The organism is Dongshaea marina (assembly GCF_003072645.1).
Lineage (GTDB): Bacteria > Pseudomonadota > Gammaproteobacteria > Enterobacterales > Aeromonadaceae > Dongshaea > Dongshaea marina.
Window position 1 is genome coordinate 1,871,762 of the sequence record NZ_CP028897.1, and the last position, 25,918, is coordinate 1,897,679.

Here is a 25,918-nt window from a genome sequence, read left to right on the forward strand (position 1 = left end):
CGGAGAAACGAAGTTATCCCATGAGATCTTAGCCAAGCTCTAGGCGGGCTCGAGCCGCATCCGCCAGCTGATGGATGAGTCGCTCTGTGTCTTGCCAACCGATACAACCATCAGTGATGCTCTGACCATAGGTCAGGGGGTGGGGCAGGTTTAGCTGCTGGCGGCCCTCTTTGATAAAGCTCTCTACCATGACGCCAGCGATATTTCGGTTTCCTTCTGCAAGCTGTGCGCCGATCACCTCGGCCACGTGCAGCTGCTTATCAAACTGCTTGAGACTGTTGCCATGGCTAAAGTCGACCATCACCCGGCTGGGTTGCTCGGCTCGAGCCAGGGCCGCGGATGCCTGCTCGATATCTTCCTGATGGTAATTTGGAACTTTACCACCACGCAGGATCAGGTGGCCATCGGGATTTCCCAGGCTCTGGAACATCGCCAGCCGGCCCTCACCATCGGCTGCACAATAAGGGTGGCTGTGAGCTGCGGCGCAGATTGCATCGATGGCGATCCGGATATTGCCATCTGTGCCATTTTTAAAGCCGATGGGGCAGGGGATGCTGGAGGCCATCTCTCTGTGGATCTGACTCTCGGTGGTGCGTGCCCCTATGGCTCCCCAACTGACCAGATCACTTATATAATCTGCGGTCAGGGGATGCAGAAATTCGGTCGCAGTGGGAAGTCCTAACTGGCAGACCGAAAGCATCAGTTTCCTGGCGGTGCGCAGGCCAAGGTTGATATCACCGGATCCATCGAGCTTAGGGTCATTGATAAGGCCGGTCCAGCCTATGGTGGTGCGCGGCTTCCTGAAGTAGCAGCGCATCACGATCTCAAGGCTGTCGTGATACTCATGGTGAAGCTTGGCTAAGCGGTTTGCATAGTCCAGAGCGGCGGTTGGATCGTGAATCGAGCAGGGACCAATCACCACCAGAAGTCGCTGATCCTTGCCATGAACTATATCTGTAATACGCGAGCGTGCAGCAGAGATCTGAGTTGCAATCTCGGGGGAGAGGGCAAACTCATTAAATAACTCTTGTTTACTAATCAGAGGATAACAGGCATTGGTGGTGCTGTTTGCTCCAGCTTGTGATTGAAGGTTGCGGCTCGATGTCATGGTACTGTTAAGCTATCCTGTTTGGTCTTGTATAGGTTTTAACCTATTCCATTACATTCAGTTATACTGCGCTTTGCTGAGGATTTCGAGTTGCATATTGTCTCAAACCATCTCAGCAGTGTTTACACATTTAGATATGCTGAACTGCCACACTGCCTTCTACCCTGATCGGATGTGACTCAAAATATAAGCCCGGAGCTGTGGCAACAGGTCCGGGCTGCGACTGCAAATCCTTTGAAGTCATAGGTGCCGAGGATAGCATAGCCACCGGAAAATACCCAGATTGTCGCAATCTGCTTAGGCGCAAAGGTTTTCTTGGTCAAATAGCAGGGTTACTTAATCCGGGGCTTAGGTTAATTCTCAGCGGCCGAGATCCCGGCTCGCTTTTTCATGAGGCGAAGCATTGGCTGATTGTTGGCTAAAAATGTATTGAACTCTTTAATTATTTTGGGGTGCTTTATGGTTGCCAGGTGATAAGCATCTTTGGTAAATGGAAGATGGCGATTAAAGACCAGAGAGCCTGGCCCAAGGATCACTCTGTTGAGCAGGAAGTTCGCGACATCAAGGTTAATATAGACGCCAGCGGCCCGCCCTCTAGCCACCATCTTCACTGCTGCTATCGCTGAATTTGAGGGAACTGTTGCGATCTCCCAGCGGCTAATCTTCTCTTGGTAGCCGATGGGACTGAAGCCCCGGATCAGTGCCAGTTTTTTTAATTGGCTTATATTGATCTTTGAGCGCTCTTTGCTGACCATCACGCCATCGATATAACTGACAACAGGTTCACTGTAATATAGCTGCAGATCCTGCTTGAGATCCTCTGACCAGTTCGGGTTTTCTGGGAATCGGAAGTCCAGATCTTGGACGGTTAAAAACTGATAATTGAGCCGGGCCACCGGCATCGCCTTGTATTCAAACTGATAGCCATAGGTTTTAGCGAATGCATCGAGAACTTGGCGATTAAATCCGGAGTATTTACCATTTTCTGACACTGAGTAGGGCAGGTACATTAAGCTTTCCACTCCGATGCAGTAAACCCTTTGTTTGGATGCCAGCATGGGCGAGCAGAGCATCAGGGCTGTAATGAGTAAGGCCCTCAGAGGCTGAACTGAAAAAAGCTGAATATCCTTGAGCATATAAAGCCCCCGGGAATACCGTCACCTCATTGTGAGTATAGCCCGGATGACTCCATCGCCTGCTGAAACCAGCACATCTTGAATGCGAGTAACTGCTCAAAGGCATAATCCTATTTTGAATTGGTTCGAAACGAAAACCTGGCAAATATAATGGCTTCTAATGTCAAGACCTTAGGTAGTTGTTTAGAGGAAGTTACTGAAGAAATGTGAAAGATCTATATGGGAGGTGATGGAATCATCCTTGGATCTTGATGATCTTTCAGTAGGAGGAGAGTCAGGATTACGGCTTTAATTTTGAGTCATTAGAGGAGACATCTTCATGCAAAATATTGCGACATCCCTGGGGGGAGTACGTCCGTCGGTACCTGGATCAATCGCTCCATCATCTCAGGATATCTTTAAGCTGGATCCACAACTTAGCTATCTTCAGCTTGGTTCAGAGGACATTATGCAATGTAAACCATATTTTATGGAGGTTTTGGCTAACTCTGAAGCGCTCAAAAGTGGGGTGACGATTGATTACAACCCTCAATCTTCAGGTTCTTATAAACCGAGTACAGGTCACATTGAGATGGGGCCGATAAGTGATCCAAAGGATCCTATGCAGCTTTCTGGTCAAGTGGCAGCACTTGCACACGAGTTATCTCATGCTAAAGACGCTCATGAAGGGCGTGTTACTGCTCGTCAAATGGCTCAGTTACATAGCCCTGATCTACAAGGTGATACAAGGGCTATGTACAAGACTGAGCTGAAAGCTTGGATGGTTGAGGCTTTGCAGAGTAAGGTTTCAATGGATGCGGGGATTCAACCAACGACTCGGATGAAAGATTTAGTTAAAGATCTGTCTACTACTGTGAATAAACGTATTGAGTTATATCGTTCACAGGCATCTCTTCCTCAAAGCTGGGGGGCTGAAAAGATATTACAAAAAACAAAATTAGAGCAGCCATTGAAGGATGCTATTGAATATGTTGAAAAGACTTCAATTTCCTCTCCAGAGGAAGCTGAGGCCGCACTCAAGGAGCTTGATAGGATTTTTGCTTGAATTTACTCGATAACCCCACACCTTTGGTGTGGGGCCTTGTTACTGTATTAGCTCAGGGTCCGTTTAAGTCCGGTCTGATCGATCACCTTGGCGGAGATCTCCTCGACCGAGTGGTCGGAGGTGTTGATGTAGGGGATCGCCTCCAGGCGGAACAACTGCTCGACCCGCTCGACCTCCCTTTGGCACTGCTCCAGTGAGGCATACTGGCTGTTGGCGCGGCGCTGGCTGCGGATCTCGTGCAGTCGGCGAGGATCGATCGTCAACCCAAACAGCTTATGGCGATTCTGTTTGAGTGGATGGGTTAACTCCAGCTGATCCATATCCTGATCGATAAAGGGGTAGTTGGCGGCCCGGATCCCAAATTGCAGCGCCATGTAAAGGCTGGTCGGTGTTTTGCCACAACGGGATACGCCAAGCAGGATGATCTGCGCTTCGTCATACTCCCTGGTTGAGATCCCATCATCGTTGTCCAGGGCATAGTTCACCGCATCGATTCGCTGATCATAGAGGCGGCGGTTATCCAGGCCATGGGTCTTATGCAGCCGGGGCTGGGCCTTGAGTCCCAGCTGCTTCTCTATGGGAGAGACAAAGTTATTCAAAAAGTCATAGCAGGCAGCCCGGCTCTGGGTGATCTCATTGCGTACCTCGGGGCAGACAATGGTATGAAATACCAGGGTTTGCGAGTTGTCCTGCTGCTGGCTGAGGTCTATCTGCTCACGTACCTGGCGGGCACGCTCGACACTATCGACAAAAGGAATGGTGATCGACTCAAACTGGGTTGGAAACTGGCTGAGAACCGCATGGCCAAAAACTTCAGCCGTGATGGCTGTACCATCAGAGATATAGAAAACGCGATGCACGAAAAAACTCCTTGTTAGTCCAATATCCCCCATTTGGGTAATTTACCCCCGGGGAGGATTAGGGCATTGTATGAGGCACAGGATGAAGGCTGAATGCCGGCTCTTACCTTAACCAAAGCCGTAGCCTGCAGCAATCCAATATTCAATAAAGCTGCAGGGCGCACCAACAGGGAGAACAGAAGGTGGAACAATATATCGCATGGTACAACGAGTTGGGAATGCAGGATATCGATCGTGTTGGAGGCAAGAATGCATCTTTGGGTGAGATGATCTGCAATCTGAGCCGGGCGGGCGTCATGGTTCCAAATGGCTTTGCAACTACCGCCAGTGCTTATCATGATTTTCTTGAGTGCAGTGGATTGGGAACACAGATCGAGGCTGAGCTCAGTACCCTGGACACCTCCGATGTAATAGCTTTAGCCCGTTGTGGTGAGAAGATCCGCAGCTGGGTTCTTGAGACTCCCTTTCCTGCCGAGCTGGATCAGGCTATTCGCCGTGCTTACGCGCAACTTACAGATAGCCATGCGGATCGCTCCTTTGCGGTACGCTCCTCGGCAACCGCAGAAGATCTCCCCGATGCCTCCTTCGCCGGCCAGCAGGAAACCTTTCTCAATGTGCGGGGGGTGGATGCGGTCCTCACCGCCATCAAGCATGTTTACGCCTCTTTGTATAATGATCGCGCCATCTCTTATCGGGTACACCAGGGATTTGAGCATCAGGCGGTTGCCATCTCTGCCGGAGTGCAGCAGATGGTCCGCTCCGATCTGGCGGCATCCGGGGTGATGTTTACCCTGGATACCGAGTCTGGCTTTGAGGATGTGGTCTTCATCACCTCCTCCTATGGCCTGGGCGAGATGGTGGTGCAGGGGGCTGTCAACCCGGATGAGTTCTATGTCCATAAGCCAACACTCAAGGCAGGCCATCAGGCTCTGGTGCGTAAAAAGCGCGGCTCCAAGGCACTGAAGATGGTGTACTCCCAGAGTGAAACCCATGGCGAGCAGGTGACCACCGAATATACAGATGTGGCAGATCAGCAGCGCTTCTCCCTGAGCCAGAAGGAGGTGCTTGAGCTTGGGCGGATTGCCATGACCATAGAGCAGCATTATGGTCGCCCCATGGATATCGAGTGGGCTAAAGATGGTTTGGATGGTCAGCTGTATATCGTCCAGGCTCGCCCGGAAACCGTCTGCAGTCAGCATGATTCACACCTGATTGAGCGTTATGCCCTGGAAGGCGAGCGACTGGTTCTCACTCAGGGACGTTCCATTGGTCACAAGGTGGGCCAGGGGCAGGTCCGAGTCATCGATAGTGTCGATAAGATGAGTGAGCTGCAGCCCGGAGAGGTGCTGGTTACCGACATGACGGATCCCGACTGGGAGCCGGTGATGAAGATTGCCAGCGCGATTGTCACCAACCGTGGCGGGCGTACCTGTCATGCGGCGATTATCGCAAGGGAGCTTGGGATCCCGGCTGTGGTTGGCTGCAATGATGCAACCCGAAGCCTTGATAATGGGACAGAGGTCACCGTCTCCTGCGCCGAGGGGGATACAGGCTTTGTCTACCAGGGGTTACTGGAGGTGGAGATCTCCTCTCAGGAGATCTCTGATATGCCGCGTCTGCCCCTCAAGGTGATGATGAACGTGGGCAATCCGGACCGGGCCTTTGACTTTGCTCGTCTTCCCCACGCCGGAGTGGGTCTGGCGCGCCTTGAATTTATCATCAACCGGATGATCGGTATTCACCCCAAGGCACTGCTGAACTTTGACCAGCAGCCTCAGGAGCTCAGAGAGCAGATTGAACCACGGATCGCAGGTTACGAGTCTCCCGTTGACTTTTATGTCGATAAGCTGACCGAGGGAGTGGCTACCCTGGCGGCAGCCTTCTGGCCGGAGCGGGTGATTGTCCGGATGTCCGATTTTAAATCCAACGAGTACGCCAACCTCATCGGGGGCAGCGAGTATGAGCCCCATGAAGAGAACCCCATGCTTGGATTCCGGGGGGCGGCGCGCTATATCTCTGATGATTTTCGTGACTGCTTTGCCCTGGAGTGTCAGGCAATTAAGCGGGTGCGTGAACAGATGGGGTTGACCAACGTTGAAGTGATGATCCCCTTTGTACGAACCGTTTCTGAGGCCCGCTCCGTCAGTGAGTTGCTGGTGGCTAATGGTCTCAAGCGCGGAGAGCGGGGGCTCAAGGTAATTATGATGTGTGAACTTCCATCAAATGCTCTGTTGGCCGATCAGTTCCTGCAGTACTTTGATGGCTTCTCTATTGGCTCCAACGATATGACCCAGCTCGCCCTGGGGTTGGATCGGGATTCGGGCCTGGTGGCGGAGATCTTTGATGAGCGTAACGATGCGGTGAAAGCGCTGCTGGCGATGGCCATTGATGCCGCTAAAAGAGCCGGTAAATATGTCGGGATCTGTGGCCAGGGGCCGTCAGATCACCCGGATTTTGCAGCCTGGTTACTGGAGCAGGGGATCAGCAGTATCTCTTTGAACCCGGATACTGTGGTGGATACCTGGTTGCACCTGGCTAAGCAGTAAAAACCATTTCTATCAAAAGACAGAGGAGTAAATCCTCTGTCTTTTTTCTATTTTTCCCCCTGAGTCTCCTGCTCACCCCTGATTTTTCCATCGGCCGATTCGCCTGCCTGTGAAAATATTGATGTTTATTCAACCTGCGGGCTTAAAGTAATAAATCCTTCTGTAATTTAAAGCTATTTTCATTAAATATCCTGTTTTGTGATCTTGCTCACGGACAGCTTTGTTATTAGTCAAAGATGCGGTAGGATCAATTTTTTAACCTTTGGAGGGAGGGACTTATGGACAAGGAACGATCTTCTTTTTGGGAGTGGCTGCGTTTTTCAGGGAGTGTTTTTGCCATCGTAGCCTTGGGGGTCATTCTTCAGCTGATGGTTCAGGGCAAGATCAATGCACCCAATCTGGTGCATTGGTTGCTGCAATAGCTGTTTTCACTCTGACCGTTTCAGAATCTCACCGGTGAGGTTAATGGCGGTTTAATTGCAGCTGGCCAGAGATGGTGGTGCTGCCTGATAGCTTTGATAGATCTCGGCAACCCTTCCGGATGTTGCCATCTGTTTGATCACTGTATTGAGCTTTTCATACTGTTTGGCGTGGGCTGAAAGGCGCGACATCCCGTAATAGTTACCAATCACCTGGCGGTAACGATAGTTTGCATAGCTATAGTCATTGAACTCATGGGCGCTGAGGGCCGACTCGATCGCGGTCTTATCCAGGACCGCCATGGTCTTAAAACGCCCGCGCATAAACATCCCCGCCATATTGGCATCGTCTTTTTGCTGATCTTTATCGATCTTGCTGTCGCTATCAAAAGGTTGGAAATAAGCTGTAGCGCGTTTGACGCCTACTTTTATCAAGTACAGATCCTCATAGCGATTAATGAGAGATTCCTGACCCTTTTTGACCAGAAACAGAATATCCTTGGTTTGACAGCCGATGGGTCCCAGGTAGAGGACGAACTCTTCACGCTCCCTGGTACGGATCAAGCGTGGCACTATATCTACACTGCCATACTTAAGGCCATGTAAGCTTCTGGGGAAGGGCGCTGCCCGCCATTTAATCTTAAAGCCTATGGCAGATACCGCTTCCTCGATAATCGTTTTGAGCGGGCCGCTGCTCTTACTCTTGGATTCGAGGATCATCTCAGGGGGACGATGACGGATATCCGCATTCAGTGAGTCTGCTGCCGGGGCTGGGGTGGTAGCGGTTAACAGAGCGATGAATATCCAGTATTCCTTCATCGGTCAGCACATGGGTTGATGGTTAGTATCTTAAGTGTAGAGGTTGGCGGGGTAGAAGGTGAGAAGGGGCCCAAGGCCCCGTCCGGATTGGGTTACCAGGGAAGATCTTCGGCTGGCTCCCGGGAGTCCTGGGAACTTTCTTCTGCCGAGGGCTCCGTTTGCTCCGCGGCAAACAGGGTGAAGAGCTCACTAAAAAATGAGCTGAGCTCACCGGTCATCAGTGCAAAGTCACTGTCAAAGCGTGCGGCCGGATCTTCATGCTCCTCGAGCTGCTCTTTAAATTCATCGCTGAATTTCAGTCGACGCAGGCTGAGATCATCCCCTAACACAAAGCTCAGGGTCTCCCGCCAGTTCAGGGCGAGCTTGGTCACCCATTTACCAGCCTCAAGGTGCGAGAGGATCTCATCACTGCTCAGATCCTGGTGGCGGCAGCGGATGATCGCTCCCTCGTCGGTTGCGGCTCTGAGCTCAGCCTCGTTTTCAACTTCAAAACCTGCCGGAAGCTGGCCATTCTTGATCCAGTCGGTCATGGTGACTTCGGCTGGCTTTTGTGGGGCAAAGGGGATGACAGGAACGCTGCCGATGCTCTTGCGCAGCAGTGAGAGTAGCTCTTCGGCTTTCTTGATTGAGGCACAATCCACGGCGATGAGATCCTGCTCCGGGTTGATCCAGGCAAAGACTCGCTCACTGCGGCTAAAGGCACGAGGCAGCAGGGTCTGGGTGACCTCCTCCTTGATCGCTTCCTTCTCTTTTTTCTTGAGGGGGCGATTGTGCTCGATCTCCAGGTGTTCAATCTTCTCCTGCATCTCTTCGCGGATCACCGAGGCGGGAAGGATCTTACTCTCTTTTTTGGCACAGATCAGTATGTTGTTGCCACATACATGGGTGAAAAGCTGACCCTCTTTACCCATGGGGTAGCTCCAGCCAAAGCGGCTAAGGTCCTGACTGCCACAGGGAGTAAACTGGTCCTGGGCTAACTGTTTTTCCAACTCTTCAGCGCTGAGGGAAAAAGGCTTGGAGAAGCGGTAAAGCTGAATGTTTTTAAACCACATAGGGGGATCTCATGAATGATTGACCCTGCAATTCTACTGTAATTTTTGCGTGTGACCAGTTCGACATTCTCAAATAAAAAAGTGGAGCTGACTCACAGCCTGCCAGATTGGCGATGGAATAATCAGTTGTCATCTTCTTAAAATCATTGATACGTACCAAGGATGGAAACGGAATTTATGATCAGGCCATTTCGACAACAGGATATGGATGCTCTGCTGGAGGTATGGTTGCTCTCTTCACTTCAGGCGTGTGATTTCATCTCGGCTTCCTTTTGGTGGCTGCATCAGGAGGAGGCTCAAAAGCGTTATCTGCATTGTGCCGAGATCTGGGTTGCTGAGGAGCAGCAGGAAGTGGTTGGCTTCATGGCCCTGGTAGGGGACTACCTGGTAGCCCTGTTTGTTCGCCCCAATGAACAGGGGCGAGGGGTGGGTAAACAGATGCTGGAAAAAGCCAAGGGGCTGCGCTCACGACTGGTGCTGCGTATCTTTGCCGACAATGATGTGGCCGTGCGTTTTTGTCAGCATCAGGGCTTTATGATCAGTCGTGAACTCATCGATGAAACGACTCAGCGATCCGAGCTTCTGATGGAGTATTCACCCCGCTCCCCCGATTATCAGCAGGCTATGTGTTGAGCTCAGCTGCAATCTTCTTTATTCGTCTGTGTCTGTGACCGGTGAGTCTGATTGAGAGGTACCTGTCTTAGTCAGAAACTGTCGGTCATAGGCGGTGCGATAGCTGGGTATAAAATCCGGAGTGAGCCAGCGTTCGATGATCTGGCGATAGTCTTGTTGCGGTCGCAATTTGAGAAGGGCCTGGTTGACCGAGTGAATGATTTTCTTTCCCTCGGGGGTCTTTGAGCAAACGATGTGTGAATAGGTATAGCCCGAGGCCTCGCAGATAGGAAGAAACTTAATCTTAGACTGGCTCTCAAGCTGCAGGGTGAAAAAACCAAACTCAACGGCGTAACCCAGGGCATAGTCGATGCGTTCACGCAGGATCATCTCGAGCAGGCGATCCGTTGAACCTCCCATTGAAACCCGCACCATATTGAGCTGGCCGCTGTTCGCCTTCAGCAGGTTGTCGATGGCTTTGCCATAGGCCCTCTCTCTGGAGATACCGATTTTGAGATGGGGATCCCTTAACAGAGATTGAAGCGAAGCGCACTTCTTGCCAAAGTGTGAGGTGTTCTTGCTGAGAAATGCGATGCCATTGGCGGGGATAAAAACGCTGGGGATTGAGTAGTAGAGAAAGGATTCGCGTTCTTTGGTTTTTTTAAAGGCGGGATTACATACATTGGGGCGTTTCTTGAACCAGTTAAACAGGGCCTCTCCCGACATTATTTTTCTCTCATGCTCAAAGCCTGGCATCTGTTGCATCAGCATTGCGCTGATCCCATCGGTGATCCCCAGGTTTTTCCATGGGCCATCAGGTATATGGTGATAGGGGGGCAGGACTACATCGGCCCACACTACCCGTGGTTTGGGTTCCGAAGCATTAGCCTGACCGCTGATAAGGAGCAGCAGTAGCCACAAAAAGGCAGTTATGCTCGCTCTTTGGCAAGGGGAGCTGGTTTGCCGGGAGCGGCGAGTCGTTTTAACCTCAATTGCATTCCCATTGCATGCATTCATTGCAGATCCAACCGAATGATCCCTCTTCTGATCTATAAGAATAGATGCAAGTTGCCTCCTGTTAAATGTCTGGATAGGCCGGTTGCCATAGGGCATTGGCTAGATCCTCGCCGATATGCGTGCCAAACTCATTAACGTACTGAAGATGAAAACTCTGGTGCGGGTGATCGCCAGGCTGGGAGGCTCGATGGATAACTCAATTGAACGCATCTGTGTGGTTGGTGCAGGCTTCATGGGATCACAAATTGCCCTATATTGTGCCAGTCATGGTCATGATGTTTGGGTCTATGATCATAGCCCGGATGCCCTGCAGAAGGCTGATCTGACGTTTCGGGAAATTTTAGCCCACCGTAGTGAACAAGAGCTACTGGAGGAGGAGCCTGCAGAGATACTGGCGAGACTGCATATCATTGATAGCCTGCACCTGGCGGTATCGGATGCGGATCTGGTGATTGAATCCGTTCCCGAGAAACTTGTCCTCAAGCAGCGGGTATTTGCCGATCTGGATGCGCTGGTGCCGGAGCACTGCATCCTGGCCACCAACAGTTCGGCTATCTGTGTGAGTCAGTTGGAGCCGAGTGTCAAGTTGAAAGAGCGGATCGTCAACATGCATTTTTATCCGCCGATCTGGCAACGGCCCATGGTTGAAATCATGGGAACAGATAACACCAAACCCGAGTGTATCAAGCAGCTCAGGGACTTTTGCTGCCAGCTTAACCTGACCCCGCTGATGGTGAGTAAAGAGAGTATGGGGTTTATTTTCAACCGGGTTTGGCATGCGATCAAGCGTGAGTGCCTGCAACTGGTTGATGAGGGGGTGTGTAGCTTTCAGGACGTGGATCGGGCCTGGATGATTGCGACTCGCTCTCCCATTGGTCCCTTTGGGATGATGGATATGGTTGGTCTGGATGTGGTGCAGGATATCGAGCTGCTCTATTTTGAAAAATCAGCTGATCCGGCAGATGCTCCCTGTGCTCTGCTAAAGGAGAAAATCAAGCGCGGAGAGCTGGGGATCAAGGTGGGGCGTGGTTTTTACCAGTATCCCCAGCCCGAGTTTCAAAGGGTCGATTGGCTGACCGGAGGGGACTCCTCCCCAAAAAAACCTTAGGGCCGGTAACGCTTTAAGCCTGAGGTAATATCCAGCATAAGGGAGACCCAGCTCTCTGTACCCGGCTTCACTTGGGAGTGTCCTCTCTGAGTGCTATAGTTCCTCGCTCATTCTTATCCGTACGGATACAAACCTAAATACAGATAGTGAGAAGGGATCTATGAGCCAATTTGAGCAACCGATTGTGGCTGATTATCAGCAGGCCACCGAGCAAGAGTGTATAGCACTTTGTGAGCAGCAGGAGCTGGTGACTCTGCCTGAACATCCACGTTGGCGGTTGGAAAACTCATACTATCGGGTGGGGCTCGATGGGGCATTGCCTTTGATGTGGGTTCGCCGCTCGGTATTAGAGCGACTGTACCGGATGCTTGAATTGATCCCTGAATCTCAGGGGATCCTTATTTTCGATACCTACCGTAATGGCGCCACCTCTCTGGCCATTTTTGAGCATATCCGGGACTCCATCTGGCGGGAACATAGTGACTGGGATCTGCAGCAGGTCGAGAGTTATACCCGTAAATTCTGTGCTCACCCGACGGATAAGGGTCATTACGCCATCCCTCCCCATAAGAGTGGCGGTGCCATCGATCTGGCGCTGTTTGAGCTCAAAACCGGCAAGATGCTTGATTATGGTTGTGAGTTTGATGATTTAACTCAGGTTGCCCAGACCCGTTTTTTTGAGACATCCTGGTCTGAGGAGCTCCCCTTTAGTGAAAAACGCTGGCTTGAGGCACAGAAAAACCGGCGCACCCTGTTTAATATGATGAAAACACTTGGGTTTGCCAATTACCAGGGGGAGTGGTGGCACTATGATCTGGGGGACTGTATCTGGGCAGAGCTAAGGAACGCGGGACAATGGCTCTATCAGGACGCCGCAGAGTTGCTGGCTGAGACACAGGCCGTATAAAGATTGAGCTGGGAGAACGATATGGATTATTTGGCGGTTCTTAAGTTCTGGTTTGAGGAGTGTACTCCCAAGCAGTGGTTTGACAAGGACCCGGCATTTGATGCACTGATTAATGAGCGTTTTGGACATATCCACCGTGCCGCCGCAGCGGGGGAGCTTTCCCGCTGGAGGGGCCATGCCAAGGGACGGCTGGCTGAGGTGATCGTGCTGGATCAGTTTTCCCGTAACATCTATCGCGATAAGCCCCAGGCTTTTGCTTATGATGGGATGGCACTCATCCTTGCCCAGGAAGCCCTGCGCCGTGGGATCGCGGTTGAGCTTGAGCGGGTCGAGCGCCAGTTCCTGTATATGCCATTCATGCACAGTGAGTCGGCCGCGATCCATGAGCATGCGCTGCTGATCTTTGATGAGGTCGGGATGGAGTCGACGCTCGAATATGAAAAGCGCCACAAGGCGATTATCGACAGGTTTGGCCGTTACCCTCACCGTAACGCCATTGTGGGTCGGGAGTCGACTGCTGAGGAGCTGGCTTTTTTACAAGAGCCGGGCTCTTCATTTTAAACAAAAGGGCGAAAGCCATGGCGGCTATCGCCCTATCTCAGGGATATAACCAGGGTTAGTGGAGCTGTGGTGGAGCGCTCAGATGTTTTCCTGAGACCACGACAGATCCAAGCTCTGCCTGAAACTCTATCACTTCATGTTTCGAATGATGGGTGATGGCAACCAGGTAGTTGGCCAGGATTGGAGCCAGTTCATCGGGGCCATTCTCTTCGGCAAACTGCTCGATAACATCCATCAACTGTTCCGCGGTTACTTTCATGATGCTACCTCCATAAGATCGGGCCTGTAACCATCCTATCAGCTTTCCCGGGATTCACGTATCTAAATCATCGGCATACAGTCAGCTTGCTCATTGATTGAGCAGGGAAACGCAAGGTAGGGGGAATTTATGCTGGTGTTTTCGAAAAGGGATCCCAGGATTGGAGCGAGGTGGTAGATTATGCTACTCAGAAACTCTGAAAAGGAATTGAGAATGGATTTGATACCGATGAAGCGACTCTGGGCTGCCGGCGTGTTGCTGCTGATATCGCACACTGTTTTTGCCTCCCAGAGGGTCTCCCTGCCGGTGACTAACCTCTTTAAGTCTCCGGCACTGGAAAGTCCTGTGGTCTCTCAGGCCCTCTATGGGGAGAAAATCCGGGTGCTTCAAACCAAGCCTCACTGGCTGTATGTCGAAACACCGGATCAATACCGTGGCTGGGTGGCGCGTTCGGCCGTAGCACAAACAGATCACTATTATAAGAACTCACAGCCTCTGACCACGGCCAACCGTCAGGTTCATATCTATCAAACTCCCAGCACCGCTCAGCACAAACCCTTGCTCACGCTGCCCTTCGGTGTAGAGCTGGCGGCTCAGGGAAGCTCTTTGCAGGGACAGCAGCGCTGGATTGAAGTGAAACTACTGGATGGCAAAAAGGCCTGGATACAGAGGGGGATATCCACCCGGGGCGCTACAATCTTTCGATTCCACAGATGGTATGCGTTTTTTGGTCCATCGCGATCACCCAATAAGATCGATAGCGATCACTGAATAATATCGATCGCGATCGCTCAATAATATCGATGGCGATCACTTTTGAGTTTTATATTATTGGGTGATCGGCATGAATATTATGCAGTCCCGACCGAAATGTTATTCATTTCAACTCCCGTTTCGCAGGTGTTTTTTTAACCGGCTATGCTCTCTGTTTGACCTCGAGCGGAGAGCCAGCCATGCCAACGGTGCATATCACCATGCGAAAACTCAAAGAGATCCTCAGACTCAAGTACCAAGGCGGCCTGAGTCACCGCCAGATCGCAAGCAGCCTGTCTGTGTCTCCGTCGACTGTGTCCAATTACTGCAAAAGGGCCCAACAGATGGGGCTATGCCAATGGCCTCTGCCTGCTGAGTGGGATGAAGAGCGGCTGCGCCGTGAGTTCCTTGAGACCCGGATCACGGTTCGTCAGACACCTCCTCTGCCGGATTGGGCCGTGGCCCATCAGGAGCTCAGACGCAAAGGGATGACGCTACAACTCCTGTGGGAGGAGTATGCTGAGCGACATCCCAAGAACCACTACAGCTATAACCATTACTGCATGCGTTATCGTGAGTGGCGTAAATGCCAGTCTCCCTCAATGCGTCAGAGCCATAAAGCCGGTGAAAAACTGTTTGTTGATTACTGCGGTCCAACCGTGCCCATCGTGGATCCGAGGACTGGGGAGGAGCGTCGGGCTCAGATCTTTGTCGCTGTGATGGGTGCATCCAGCTACACCTACGCCGATGCAACCTTGAGTCAGGGGCTGGAAGACTGGGTGATGAGCCATAAACGGGCCTTCGAATTTCTGGGGGGAGTACCAGAGATGATCGTTCCGGATAATCTCAAAAGCGGAGTCAGTAGAGCGTGTCGCTACGAGCCAGATCTCAATCCTACCTATCAGCAGCTGGCTGCACACTATGGTGTTGCAGTGCTTCCTGCCCGTCCTTACAAGCCCAAAGATAAAGCCAAGGCTGAGGTGGGCGTGCAGATCGTTGAGCGCTGGATCCTGGCAAAACTGCGCCATGAGACCTTCTTCAGTCTGGCTCAGCTAAACCAGCGGATCGGGGCTCTGCTCACCGAGTTGAACAATCGCCCGTTCAAGAAGCTGCCGGGAAGCCGTAAATCACAGTTTGAATTGCTAGACAAACCGGTGCTCAAATCGCTGCCTCAAAACCCCTATCAGTTCACCCGGGTGAAGGCGGTTCGGGTTCATATCGACTATCACATCGAGCTCGACAAGCACTACTACTCGGTTCCCTATACCCTGCTCAAACGCAAGCTTGAAGCGCATATCTGCGACAACCTGGTACGGATCTATCATGGTGGTCGCTGTGTCGCGACACATCCACGCAGCTATCAGCAGGGAGGGCAAACCACCCACCCCGATCATATGCCGGTCGCACACCAAAAGCAGATGCAATGGACCCCGGGACGCTTTCTGAACTGGGCTCAGGAGATAGGCCCCTCCACGCTTGCGGTGATCAAACAGCTGCTCTACCGAAAGTCCCACCCGGAGCTTGGATATCGGGCCAGCCTTGGGATCCTCAACCTGGAAAAGCGATATGGACGCCCCCGCTTAGAAGCGGCCTGCCAGCGAGCAGACCGAACGGGCGTTTACTATCAGAAAGGGATCCGCTCCATCCTGGAAAAGGGGCTGGATGGCCAGCCACTGCCCGAAACTCAGCCGGATCGTCTGGCGGAGCTCACTCACCTCAATATCCGTGGCTCAGGCTACTATCACTAAGGATCAAAGATGACAGAACAACTCAAACAGCAACTTCGGGAGCTGAAACTAAGTGGTATCCGGGATGCCCTGGAAAGGCAACATCAGCAACCCGGGCACTACCAGGAACTCGGGTTCGAAGAGCGACTCAGCCTGCTGCTGGAGCAGGAGCTGACGGATCGGTCTCAGCGGCGGATCGAGCGCCTTATCAAGCAGGCCCGATTCCGGCTGCAGGCAAATCTGGAGCAACTGGATTATCGAAGTGATCGCGGCTTGCATAGAGCCCAGATCCGCTCACTGGCAGAGGGATACTGGCTTAGCCTGGGGCAGACTCTGATCCTGACCGGGGCGACCGGGTGCGGGAAAACCTATCTGGCCTGCGCCCTGGGCCATCACTTCTGTCTGCAGGGACTCGGGGTTCGCTACTTCCGGTTTAAAGAGCTGCTGGAGCAACTGCAGCTGGCTCAGGCTGATGGCAGCTATCGAAAGCTGATGGTTCAGTTGAGAAACACGCCGCTTCTGATCCTCGATGACTGGGGACTGGAGTCGCTGAATGCGCTTCAGCGTAGCGATCTACTGGAGTTAATCGATGCTCGCCATGGTCACGGAGCCACACTGATCGGCAGCCAGCTTCCGCTGGAGCACTGGCACACAATGATCGGTGAATCAACCCATGCGGATGCGATCCTGGATCGTCTGGTTCATGGAGCGATCCGTGTAGAATTATGCGGAGAATCGATGAGAAAAATCACCGCAGAGTTGACGGATGCCGATCACTCAGGGTAAAAAATAACCCAGTCTGTGAGACGGGATGTTGAGGTGATCGACATCATATTATTCGGTGATCGCCATCGCGATAATACGCATGGTAAGCCTGTCGACCCGCTTTATCGGAACCCCCTATACCTGGGGAGGGAGCTCTAGCTTTGGTTTTGATTGTTCAGGTTTTGTGCAGCAGATGTATAAAACCATGGGGGTTATCCTGCCACGCGACTCTGGCCCCCAGGCCCAGTGGAAGGGTTTTCTATCGGTAAAACGCAACGCTTTGCATCCGGGTGATCTGCTGTTTTTTGGCAAGGACAGAGTGACCCATGTGGGGATGTTCCTCAAAAAGCAGCACGACAAATTGCTGTTTATCGATGCCACCGTCTCCGATAACCAGGGAAAAAATGCCCCCTACCTGCAACTCAGTGATCTGAATGCAACGTATTGGAGCAAGCTCTATCTGGGCGCGAGGCGCCTGAAATCCTGATAACAGTCCCAAAATGGCGCTAAGCGCCATTTTGGGGCTCCCGAGAAGCGGATTCAGGAGTGGGCCTTGATGTAGAGATCTTTTGAGTAACGCATCCCCATGGGGTTAAAGGAGTAGCCACCCACGTAAGATTTGACCAGCTTGTTTCCACCCGAGCCATAGATACCGGTCATCGGGAACTGCCGCTCTATGATGGCTTCCGCTTGCTGATAATCTTTAATGCGACGCTTTTCATTATTGGTTGCTCTTGCATCATCGAGCAGTTTGTCAAAAGCAGGATCACACCAGCCGGCACTATTGTTGCCATCAGAGCAGCGCATGATCCCAAGGAAGGTGGCTGGGTCGTTAAAGTCTGCCGACCAGCCCATGGAGACCACCTCGAACTGGCCATGATTGACTCTATCCAGAAATGTTTTCCACTCCAGATTGTCGTAGCTGATCTTCACCATGGGGCCGAAAGCCTGCTGCCACATCGCGCCCATGGCAACATTCAAGCGTTTTACCGATGGCGTCTTGGTGTAGGTGGTGTGAAAGACCAGGGGTGGCTGGCGCTGTAGCCCGCTTCTTTCAGCAGCTTTCTGGCTTTTTGATCCCTCTGCTTTTGGGTCCATTGTGACCATGGCAGCTTAGGGGCAATAAAGTCGTGGGTAATAAGGGGGGTAAAGCTATAGGCGGCTTGATAGCCTACATCCATCAACACATCTTTGACAATTACCTCCCTGTCGATGGCATAGGAGAGGGCTCTGCGCACCCTGACATCATTAAAGGGTGGTTTGCGGGTATTAAAAGAGAGGTAGTTGACGGTTAAGCTTGGGGAGTGGTGAAGCTCCTGGGGATAGAGCTTTTTCATCCGGTGTACCTGCATGGCCGGAACACTTGTGACATCGACACCTCCGGCCATAAAGCGGTTGATTCCCGCCTGCTCATCGGTAATCGGCAGGTAATCGACCTCCTGAACAACAGTGTTGTTGTGATCCCAGTATTCCGGGTTAGGTTTTAGGACTATTTTTTCATTCACCACCCAGTTATCGAGCTTATAGGCGCCATTACTCACCATGTGTTCGGGACGGGTCCAGTGATCACCCCATTTAGAGATGATTCGCTCGGGAACCGGGGAGAAGATATGGTGTTGCAGCATTTGCACGAAGTAGGAGACGGGCTGAGCCAGGGTTACTTGCAGCGTGTGTGCATTGATGGCTTTGACACCTAAAGTTTCTGGTGATTTTTTACCGTCGATAATTGCCTGAGCGTTTTTCAGGTTGGCCATAGCGACATAGCCGGCATAGGGGGCGGCGGTGTTAGGATCAACGGCGCGCCGCCATGAATAAACAAAATCTTCGGCTGTGACCGGGGATCCATCAGACCAGCGGGCATCTTCTCTGAGGTGAAAGGTATAAGTCTTACCATCTTTGCTGACGTGCCAATCTTTAGCAACTCCGGGTCTGACTCCACCCTCAGGTGAGGCAATAACCAGTCCCTCAAACAGATCATTGTCGATAGTGCCGCCGTATAGTCCGGATACTTTCTGGGGATCGAGAGATTGGGGTTCAGCATCATTATTGATGTGAATCACTTGCTCTTTGGCAAGCTTAACTCCGGAGGGAACTTCGGCAGCATGAACGAGTTGCAATGAGCATAGGCTTGCTCCTGCGATCAGCACAGAGGCTGTAGCCCGATTGAAATGAAACATAGTGGCTCCTTGGTAAAGGTCCCTGTCACAGCATGGGTCGGGATGAAGGCTATTTATCGATATTCTCAGAGCGTGTGATAGAGAAATTTATCTCATAAATGCACAGGCATGTAGTATGAATTATTAGATATCATGCCGGTAAACAAGCTGAATGTTTTTTTCGGTGAACTCCATGGATAAAAAATCATTCACGATGGCGACTTGATTGCTGGCATAACCTATACATATAACGCGCTCTGTTTAACCTCCTAGAAACTAACATAGTGATATCTTATTAATCAACAAGTAAACGACGGGTTACAAACCGTTACTCTTTAGTGGAGGTCAGTGCTAAGTCTTGTTTTTTATTTTGATCGTTAGACTAGAGGTGAGTTATTTCAGGTTTCCTAATAAAGAAGTGGCGTTTGCAAATACTTTTGTTATTCATTCAGTTACTCCGCTGAGGATGATGGGAATAAAAGTTTATTCATAGAGTATTACAGAACTAAATTCGAATGATATTTAATTCGTCATTTGGTGTTGCGAATGCGGTCCTTATCACGGTCTGGTGTCTATTGTGTTGATATTTAAAGGGTATTTAATTCGGTCATTAGGGTTTTTGCTATTGGATATCGGGGGTTGGCTTATGGATTCAGAGGTGGAGGCTCTGGTTAAAATTTAACTTGCTCTATAGTTGTTTACTTTCATAAATATGTGATTGATATCAAATTTTCATTGAACGCATTTTTTTCCAGTGATAGGGTTAATTAGCTCATGACAGAACATGACATGCAGCTGAAGATATAAAACTGTAAGAGGGAGCTTAATTAAGGTGCTATAACTGCATTTCAGAGGTTTATTTTTTCACTGTTTCATATGATGGGCCATGCTTTATTCATGGATCTTTTCATATAGGTATATCCTATTCATCATGATTCGATACAAATATGCCATTTATCTGATGGCTCTTTGAGTGTGCCAAAAATCTGAGTGCTTCACCTTTTCGGGGTATATCCGGTACAGGGAATAATAAAAACGGGAATAAAGAACCCGAAATAATTAGATCTTTTTTTGTTTAATTGTTTCTTTAGGTGACAGATCTATGAAAAAAACAGCTACTGCAGTCGTGGTTGCGGCTCTTTGTGCAAGCGCCGCGGCGAATGCAACCACCACGATTTATTCTAAAGATGGGAGTACCGTCGGTCTTTATGGACGGGTCAATCCACGCTTTCTTACCGGGCATGATAATAATGCCCGCCCCACAGATAACCCCGGCAGTGAGGGAGATAACACCCACTTTACCGCCAGTGCCCGTTTAGGGTTTGATTTAACCCAGAAGTTAAACGAGCAATGGGATGCGGTCAGTTCAATTGCCTGGGATGTTGCAGCCGAGCGCAGCAGTGACGGAACCTTTGATTCCAGGCAGGCTTACGCGGGTTTTAACGGGCATGAATACGGTACATTGACCTTTGGTCAACAGGCGGGAGCCTTTAGCATTCCGTGCGAAATTGCAGATATCGTCTGGTACTTTGGCGGAGATAGCTATGAGGATCGCAGCTTTGAGCAGGGTGTGGTGAACTATGCCGTATCAGTGCATGGGTATAATTTGCAGTTTACCGCCGGTGCCCATGCCTCGGGAGATGCGGATACCTTCTGGCAAACTTATGGTACCAAGGATGCGGTGCGTACCAATGTGTTTGAGGCCTCGGTAGAGCATCCCTATGATTTCAAAACTGCCGGTGTGTTAGATCTGGCAGCCGGAGTTCAGTCGGTGAGCTTTGAGACCGGTGTTCACGAAGTGAACTGGTCCGTTGGCGGCACCTATAATCTTAAGGGGCTGCAACTGGCTGCAAGCTATGAATATATGACCATTAAGAATACAGATGTGCCGGATGCCAGCAAAACTCAGGATATTGCATCCAATGGGGTGGTATTGAGTATTCAGCACCACTTTAAGCAGTGGACTCCTTATGCTGAATATAGCTACCAGAAAGCCTCTGATGGAGATGTGCCTTCAGGTGTGAGCTCAACCTTTTCTAACAACCTGGTGCTTGGCTCTAAGTACAACTTCACCTCAAATATATTTGCGGTGACCGAGTATGTGTTTAATCACAAGATCTTCAGTGAACAGGATGACTCCGGTAATCCAGTGGTGACGGATCCGGATAATCAGCTCTATGTGGGTCTCTACTATTACTATTGATCGCTTCCCTGTGCGATCTTGCTAATCGTCCAAGCCATAAAAAACCCGGTAGATGCCGGGTTTTTTGCGGGTAGTCAGAGCTTAAATTAATACTCGCCGAGCTTATCGACCAGGCTCGGTGCTGCCCCAATATAGTTGGCCGGGGTCATCGCCTTAAGCTCCCGCTTGGCCTGCTCGGGCAGATCCAGAGAGTCGATGAATTGCTGCATCGCCTGTGCATCAACGCGCTTGCCCCGGGTCAGCTCCTTGAGCTTCTCGTAAGGCTTTTCGATCCCATAGCGGCGCATCACGGTCTGAACCGGCTCGGCCAGAACTTCCCAGTTCTGGTCCAGCTCGGCAGCTAGTTGTGCCAGGTTGATCTCAAGTTTACCGATCCCCTTGAGGGTCGACTGATAGGCGATTAGCGAGTAACCGATGGCAACTCCTAAGTTACGCAGCACGGTAGAGTCGGTGAGATCACGCTGCCAGCGAGAGACCGGAAGCTTGCTGCCCAGGTGGCTGAACAGGGCGTTTGCCAGACCAATGTTGCCTTCGGAGTTTTCAAAGTCAATGGGGTTGACCTTGTGCGGCATGGTGGAGGAGCCAATTTCTCCGGCCACGGTTTTTTGCTTGAAGTGACCCAGGGCGATGTAACCCCAGATATCCCGATCAAAGTCGAGCAGTATGGTATTAAAGCGCGCCAGGGCATCGAACAGCTCTGCGATGTAATCGTGGGGCTCGATCTGGGTGGTATAAGGGTTCCAGGTCAGGCCCTGCTGCTCGATGAATTGCTGGGCAAAATTGTGCCAGTTGATATCCGGATAAGCGCTCAGATGTGCGTTGTAGTTGCCAACGGCACCATTGATCTTAGCCATGATTTCGCACGATTCGATCTGACGGATCTGGCGCTTGAGACGGTAGGCAAAGTTCGCCATCTCTTTACCCATGGTGCTGGGGCTGGCGGGTTGGCCATGAGTGCGTGACAGCAGGGGTACATCACGCAGCTCAGTCGCCAGGGCAGCAATCGCATCATGCAGCTGGTTACAGAACGGCAGGATCACCTGCTCGCGTGCTTCCTTGAGCATCAGGGCGTGAGAGACATTGTTGATATCTTCGGAGGTACAGGCAAAGTGAATAAATTCGCTTACGGCTTCCAGCTCAGGGTGTCCGGAGACCTTCTCTTTGAGGTAGTACTCAACCGCTTTGACGTCATGATTGGTGGTGCGCTCGATGGTCTTGATCATCTCGGCATCGGCTTCACCAAACTCAGTGATGATCGATTCCAGTTTCTGGTAGGCATCTTCAGAGAAAGAGGGAACCTCTTTAATGGCAGGGTGTTGTGCCAGCTGTTGCAACCAGCGCACTTCAGTTTCTACCCGAAAGCGGATCAGGCCATATTCGCTGAAGATTGAACGCAGTTGCTCAGTTTTACTACCGTAGCGTCCATCGATAGGGGAAATCGCGGTCAATGCCGACAGTTTCATTCACAAACTCCTTAGGGGGCTTAGAACTGGGTGATCATTTTTTGTGCTTGCTGGGTCAGTTTTTTACGGGAGAAGATGATGTGGTGTCGTCTCCCTCCGACCTGGCGCCACAAGACACAGGCCCGGATGCCGGCAAGCAGCAGAGCGCGGATCTTGTGCTGATAGACAGGTTGCTGGAGATATAGGGGGGTCCCGGCAACCTGAATTTTTGGCCCATTCGGGCTGATAATGTCACTGTAGATGCTGGCGAGATTGGCCAGCACCGATTCAGATGTGAGATCAAAATGGGTGAGCTGACGTTTGACCTGGCTTACCCGCTCGCCCAGCATATTCATCAGATCCCGGCGTTTGCCGATCTTACTCTCCAGGGCGATGAGACCCACGATGTAGCGGGTGATTTCGCCATTACGATCCGATGCCTCGGCACTGAGCTGGTTAATGATGGTCTGGTAACCCAGTCGCAGGTGCTGGTGGCTTCCGAACACAGCAAGGGGGTTTTGAGGATCGGTCTCAATAATGCTGTGCAGGGTTTGATAGAATTCCTGATCATCACAATTACCCTGGCGCGCCAGTTGCTGAACCAGAGCCGCAGCCTGGCAGATTCCGGCAAAGGCGAGGGTTTGAGAAGTGATTTTATCGCTCACTATGCTTCCTATTCTCTATTTGATGGGGGCTTCAATCACTCCGCCACCCAGACAGATATCACCCAGATAGAATACGGCGGATTGTCCGGGAGTGACGGCGGCAAGCGGTTCGTCAAACATCACCTCTATGGTATCGGGATCGACCGGAGTGATGGTACAGGGGAGGTCCTGTTGACGATAACGGGTTTTCACGGTGCAACGCAGACTCTGGGTGACAGGCTGACGGTCTACCCAGTGAAGCTGACGGGCGATCAATCCTTTGGCAAAGAGGCGGGGATGATCATCCCCCTGAGCCACGATCAGCTGGTTGTTCTCAAGATCTTTATCCACCACATACCAGGGTTGTTCCCCGGAATTTTTCAGACCACCGATCCCAAGCCCCTTACGTTGACCCAGGGTGTGGTACATCAGGCCCTGATGTTTGCCGATCACCTCACCGTCAACCGTAACTATATCGCCCGGTTGGGCAGGCAGGTAGCGGGCCAGGAAGTCACGGAACTTGCGCTCTCCGATGAAGCAGATCCCGGTGGAGTCCTTTTTCTTGGCGGTGATCAGTTCTTTGGTTTCGGCGATTGCCCGCACCTCCGGCTTTTCCAGCTCGCCGACCGGGAACAGGCTCTGGCGCAGTTGATCTTCACTCAGGGTGTAGAGGAAGTAGCTTTGATCCTTGTTGTGATCCAAGCCTCTGAGCATCTGCACATGGCCATCCTGGGTGTCGTGACGCCGGACATAGTGGCCGGTGGCGATATAGTCGGCACCCAGCTCCTCGGCAGCAAACTCCAGGAAAGCCTTAAACTTGATCTCTTTATTACACAGGATATCCGGGTTCGGGGTCCGCCCTGCCTTGTATTCAGACAGGAAGTGTTCAAACACGTTATCCCAGTATTCGGCAGCAAAGTTGATGGTATGCAACTCGATTCCCAGCTTGTCACAGACCGCCTGGGCATCGGCGAGATCTTCTGAGGCTGAGCAATATTCATCCGTGTCATCTTCTTCCCAGTTCTTCATGAACAGGCCTTCCACCTGGTAGCCCTGTTCAAGTAGCAGGGAGGCAGAAACGGAGGAGTCAACACCGCCAGACATGCCGATGATAACTTTTTGTGATGATTTTTGATTCATGGATTTGCATAACTTGCTAAAAGACCCGGGCATCTTAGCAAATTTCCCATTTATTGGACAGATGTGTCCCGATCACTTTGTACCAGGGTTAAAGGTGCGCGCTGCCCCCTGAGATAATCCTGAAGACACTGCAGTACCAGGGGCGAGCGAAGATTGTCCAGTTTTTCTATCTGCTGGCGGGTCAGCCAGTGGCAGGCGATGATATCACCGTCGGGATCATCTCCTCGATGCCCGATGGGCTGCTGATTCAACTTGCAGTAGAAGCAAAAACGCAGGTAAGTGATGCCGTTGTGAGGGCTGGTAAAGAGGTAGGTCCCCACCAGGCCATCGGGCTCAAGCTCAAGGCCAGTCTCCTCTTTGAGCTCCCGTGTCACCGCCTGGATCAGTGATTCTCCGGCCTCCAGGTGACCCGCCGGTTGATTGAACACCCGGGTGCCCCTATCGAACTCTTCAACCAGCAGAAAACGCTGGTTCGCTTCAACGATGCAGGCCACGGTGACATGGGGGGAAAAGCTCATAGCTCCCTCCATTGACCCGGCTCTAACCCCTCCAGGCTCCACTGGCCAATCCGGTGGCGAATAAGACGCAGGGTCGGGTGACCGATATGGGCGGTCATCCGTCGTACCTGGCGATTACGCCCCTCGTTGATGGTGATCTCAAGCCAGCAGTCAGGCACAGATTTTCGCTCTCGGACCGGCGGAGTGCGGGGCCAGATCGCCGGGGGATCGATTCGCCGGACTTTGGCGGGCAGGGTTGGGCCATCTTTGAGGGTAACTCCCTGACGTAGCTCATCGAGGCTCTGTTCACTGGGGATCCCCTCGACCTGCACCCAGTAGCTTTTATCTGTTTTGCGTTTGGGCTGGGTCAGCTTTGCCTGAAGTTTTCCATCATTGGTGAGCAGCAACAGCCCCTCGCTATCCCGGTCCAGGCGACCGGCGGCATAGACGCCGGGAATGGGGATGAAATCTTTAAGTGTCATTCTTCCGTCTTCGTCAGTAAATTGACATAGGACCTGAAAGGGCTTGTTGAACAGGATCATCCGGGTGGGTTCATTCGACAACTTTGCCGGTGAGGCGTTGCGAGTTGTTTTATGACCTGGAGAGCGTTTGCGAACAGAGCGGCGAGGCGTGGGCATAGCTTGATTCAAACGAGATTAGTTGCCGGCAGTTTAGCAGAAGAGGCGGAGACACAAAAGAGAGCGACCGGGCACAGGACAGTAAAAAAGCAGGCGCGGCCTGCTTTGAGGTTCAGAAGTGCTGATGCAGATTCTAAAAGCGTCACGCGGGAACAGCTTCAGACTCTTCAAGCTCCGTTGGAACGGATGTTTGCACAGGGAGTTGCTGGGGATCTGTGCTTACTGGCACGATCAGGGTTGCGTGAAAGCCTTTAGGACCGGCCTCGACCTCATAATGAACACTCTGGCCTGCTTTGAGGGTTTTATATCCTTCCATCTGGATAATGGAGTAGTGAGCGAAGATGTCTTCTCCCCCACCTTCCGGACAGATAAAACCAAATCCTTTGGCATTATTGAACCACTTAACTGTTCCGGTTGCCATACTTCTTACATCCTTTTGTTTGAAAAACCTTAAAGTCGTTGAGTCACTGGCGCTTGCCAAGTTATAAATATTAGCGAGGACTC

24 protein-coding genes and 2 pseudogenes are annotated in these 25,918 nt (G+C 51.5%); 12 read left to right on the forward strand and 14 right to left on the reverse strand.

The genetic code is table 11. The features are described 5' to 3' along the window. Nucleotides 1-28: 28 nt before the first annotated feature. Both DB847_RS09020 and DB847_RS09025 read right to left on the reverse strand, forming a co-directional pair. Nucleotides 29-1,108, reverse strand: a complete 1,080-nt coding sequence (locus DB847_RS09020) for a 3-deoxy-7-phosphoheptulonate synthase (protein WP_108650384.1) — start codon at nt 1,106-1,108, stop codon at nt 29-31. Nucleotides 1,109-1,461: 353 nt separating this feature from the next. Further along, the gene (locus DB847_RS09025) at nt 1,462-2,244 is read right to left on the reverse strand and encodes a substrate-binding periplasmic protein (protein WP_108650385.1); all 783 of its coding nucleotides are present in this window, start codon (nt 2,242-2,244) and stop codon (nt 1,462-1,464) included. Between the two features lie 319 nt (nt 2,245-2,563). Between DB847_RS09025 and DB847_RS09030 the strand changes: the two genes are divergently transcribed. Continuing rightward, a complete protein-coding gene (locus DB847_RS09030; RefSeq protein ID WP_108650386.1) occupies nt 2,564-3,289 on the forward strand; it encodes a hypothetical protein in 726 nt (241 codons plus the stop codon). Nucleotides 3,290-3,336: 47 nt separating this feature from the next. Here DB847_RS09030 and ppsR read toward each other — a convergent pair whose 3' ends face one another. Continuing rightward, a complete protein-coding gene (ppsR, locus tag DB847_RS09035; protein WP_108650387.1) occupies nt 3,337-4,149 on the reverse strand; it encodes a posphoenolpyruvate synthetase regulatory kinase/phosphorylase PpsR in 813 nt (270 codons plus the stop codon). A gap of 182 nt (nt 4,150-4,331) precedes the next feature. Between ppsR and ppsA the strand changes: the two genes are divergently transcribed. Further along, nucleotides 4,332-6,695 carry a phosphoenolpyruvate synthase gene (gene ppsA, locus DB847_RS09040; RefSeq protein WP_108650388.1) on the forward strand — a complete coding sequence of 788 codons (2,364 nt, stop codon included), beginning with the start codon at nt 4,332-4,334 and terminating at the stop codon, nt 6,693-6,695. A 278-nt stretch (nt 6,696-6,973) separates the two neighbouring features. Next, complete coding sequence (locus DB847_RS24330; protein WP_159084498.1) at nt 6,974-7,117, forward strand: hypothetical protein; 144 nt, start codon at nt 6,974-6,976, stop codon at nt 7,115-7,117. A 51-nt stretch (nt 7,118-7,168) separates the two neighbouring features. Here the strand turns inward: DB847_RS24330 and DB847_RS09045 are convergent, their stop codons facing one another. Beyond that, a complete protein-coding gene (locus tag DB847_RS09045; protein WP_108650389.1) occupies nt 7,169-7,933 on the reverse strand; it encodes a substrate-binding periplasmic protein in 765 nt (254 codons plus the stop codon). A gap of 92 nt (nt 7,934-8,025) precedes the next feature. Beyond that, nucleotides 8,026-8,985, reverse strand: coding sequence for a recombination-associated protein RdgC (rdgC, locus tag DB847_RS09050; RefSeq protein WP_108650390.1), 960 nt, complete (start codon nt 8,983-8,985; stop codon nt 8,026-8,028). Nucleotides 8,986-9,162: 177 nt separating this feature from the next. Here rdgC and DB847_RS09055 point away from each other — a divergent pair, with 177 nt between their 5' ends. Beyond that, nucleotides 9,163-9,618: a GNAT family N-acetyltransferase gene (locus DB847_RS09055; protein ID WP_108650391.1), complete on the forward strand. Its 456-nt coding sequence runs from the start codon at nt 9,163-9,165 to the stop codon at nt 9,616-9,618. An 18-nt stretch (nt 9,619-9,636) separates the two neighbouring features. Here DB847_RS09055 and DB847_RS09060 read toward each other — a convergent pair whose 3' ends face one another. After that, nucleotides 9,637-10,614 (reverse strand): TIGR02285 family protein, encoded by a 978-nt coding sequence (locus DB847_RS09060; protein ID WP_159084499.1) that lies wholly within the window; start codon nt 10,612-10,614, stop codon nt 9,637-9,639. 115 nt (nt 10,615-10,729) lie between these two features. Between DB847_RS09060 and DB847_RS09065 the strand changes: the two genes are divergently transcribed. The 3 genes from DB847_RS09065 (at nt 10,730) to DB847_RS09075 (ending at nt 13,190) form a co-directional block, all read left to right on the forward strand. After that, a complete protein-coding gene (locus DB847_RS09065) occupies nt 10,730-11,722 on the forward strand; it encodes a 3-hydroxyacyl-CoA dehydrogenase family protein (protein WP_108650393.1) in 993 nt (330 codons plus the stop codon). Nucleotides 11,723-11,882: 160 nt separating this feature from the next. Further along, nucleotides 11,883-12,629 (forward strand): M15 family metallopeptidase, encoded by a 747-nt coding sequence (locus DB847_RS09070; protein WP_108650394.1) that lies wholly within the window; start codon nt 11,883-11,885, stop codon nt 12,627-12,629. A gap of 21 nt (nt 12,630-12,650) precedes the next feature. After that, nucleotides 12,651-13,190, forward strand: a complete 540-nt coding sequence (locus DB847_RS09075) for a DUF924 family protein (RefSeq protein ID WP_108650395.1) — start codon at nt 12,651-12,653, stop codon at nt 13,188-13,190. A 55-nt stretch (nt 13,191-13,245) separates the two neighbouring features. On the opposite strand, the gene DB847_RS09080 is transcribed toward DB847_RS09075, so the two are convergent. Next, the gene (locus DB847_RS09080; RefSeq protein ID WP_108650396.1) at nt 13,246-13,449 is read right to left on the reverse strand and encodes a hypothetical protein; all 204 of its coding nucleotides are present in this window, start codon (nt 13,447-13,449) and stop codon (nt 13,246-13,248) included. Between the two features lie 213 nt (nt 13,450-13,662). On the opposite strand from DB847_RS09080, the gene DB847_RS09085 reads away from it, so the two are divergent. The 4 genes from DB847_RS09085 to DB847_RS09100 all read left to right on the forward strand — a co-directional run bounded on the left by DB847_RS09085 (nt 13,663) and on the right by DB847_RS09100 (nt 17,181). Beyond that, entirely contained in the window at nt 13,663-14,220 is a 558-nt protein-coding gene (locus DB847_RS09085; RefSeq protein WP_159084500.1) for an SH3 domain-containing protein, read from the forward strand. A gap of 182 nt (nt 14,221-14,402) precedes the next feature. Then, nucleotides 14,403-15,950: an IS21 family transposase gene (gene istA / locus DB847_RS09090; protein WP_108649425.1), complete on the forward strand. Its 1,548-nt coding sequence runs from the start codon at nt 14,403-14,405 to the stop codon at nt 15,948-15,950. Between the two features lie 9 nt (nt 15,951-15,959). Further along, on the forward strand, nt 15,960-16,715 hold the full coding sequence (istB, locus tag DB847_RS09095) for an IS21-like element helper ATPase IstB (RefSeq protein ID WP_108649424.1): 756 nt from the start codon (nt 15,960-15,962) through the stop codon (nt 16,713-16,715). 79 nt (nt 16,716-16,794) lie between these two features. Then, the gene (locus DB847_RS09100; RefSeq protein WP_108652942.1) at nt 16,795-17,181 is read left to right on the forward strand and encodes a C40 family peptidase; all 387 of its coding nucleotides are present in this window, start codon (nt 16,795-16,797) and stop codon (nt 17,179-17,181) included. A gap of 53 nt (nt 17,182-17,234) precedes the next feature. On the opposite strand, the pseudogene DB847_RS09110 reads toward DB847_RS09100, so the two are convergent. Further along, nucleotides 17,235-18,871 (reverse strand): annotated as a pseudogene (locus DB847_RS09110) (peptide ABC transporter substrate-binding protein). Between the two features lie 1,081 nt (nt 18,872-19,952). Between DB847_RS09110 and DB847_RS09115 the strand changes: the two are divergent. After that, complete coding sequence (locus DB847_RS09115) at nt 19,953-21,053, forward strand: porin (RefSeq protein ID WP_108650400.1); 1,101 nt, start codon at nt 19,953-19,955, stop codon at nt 21,051-21,053. 86 nt (nt 21,054-21,139) lie between these two features. Here DB847_RS09115 and purB read toward each other — a convergent pair whose 3' ends face one another. The 6 genes and pseudogenes from purB to cspD all read right to left on the reverse strand — a co-directional run bounded on the left by purB (nt 21,140) and on the right by cspD (nt 25,835). Continuing rightward, nucleotides 21,140-22,516 carry an adenylosuccinate lyase gene (gene purB / locus DB847_RS09120; RefSeq protein WP_108650401.1) on the reverse strand — a complete coding sequence of 459 codons (1,377 nt, stop codon included), beginning with the start codon at nt 22,514-22,516 and terminating at the stop codon, nt 21,140-21,142. A 20-nt stretch (nt 22,517-22,536) separates the two neighbouring features. Then, the gene (gene hflD, locus DB847_RS09125) at nt 22,537-23,160 is read right to left on the reverse strand and encodes a high frequency lysogenization protein HflD (protein ID WP_108650402.1); all 624 of its coding nucleotides are present in this window, start codon (nt 23,158-23,160) and stop codon (nt 22,537-22,539) included. A 15-nt stretch (nt 23,161-23,175) separates the two neighbouring features. Continuing rightward, on the reverse strand, nt 23,176-24,279 hold the full coding sequence (mnmA, locus tag DB847_RS09130; RefSeq protein WP_108650403.1) for a tRNA 2-thiouridine(34) synthase MnmA: 1,104 nt from the start codon (nt 24,277-24,279) through the stop codon (nt 23,176-23,178). A gap of 50 nt (nt 24,280-24,329) precedes the next feature. After that, entirely contained in the window at nt 24,330-24,797 is a 468-nt protein-coding gene (locus DB847_RS09135) for an NUDIX hydrolase (RefSeq protein WP_108650404.1), read from the reverse strand. After that, a pseudogene (gene rluE, locus DB847_RS09140) lies at nt 24,797-25,414 on the reverse strand (23S rRNA pseudouridine(2457) synthase RluE); the annotation flags it as partial. The gene DB847_RS09135 and the pseudogene rluE, both read right to left, overlap by 1 nt. Before the next feature lie 142 nt (nt 25,415-25,556). After that, complete coding sequence (gene cspD / locus DB847_RS09145) at nt 25,557-25,835, reverse strand: cold shock domain-containing protein CspD (RefSeq protein ID WP_108650406.1); 279 nt, start codon at nt 25,833-25,835, stop codon at nt 25,557-25,559. Nucleotides 25,836-25,918: the final 83 nt, after the last annotated feature.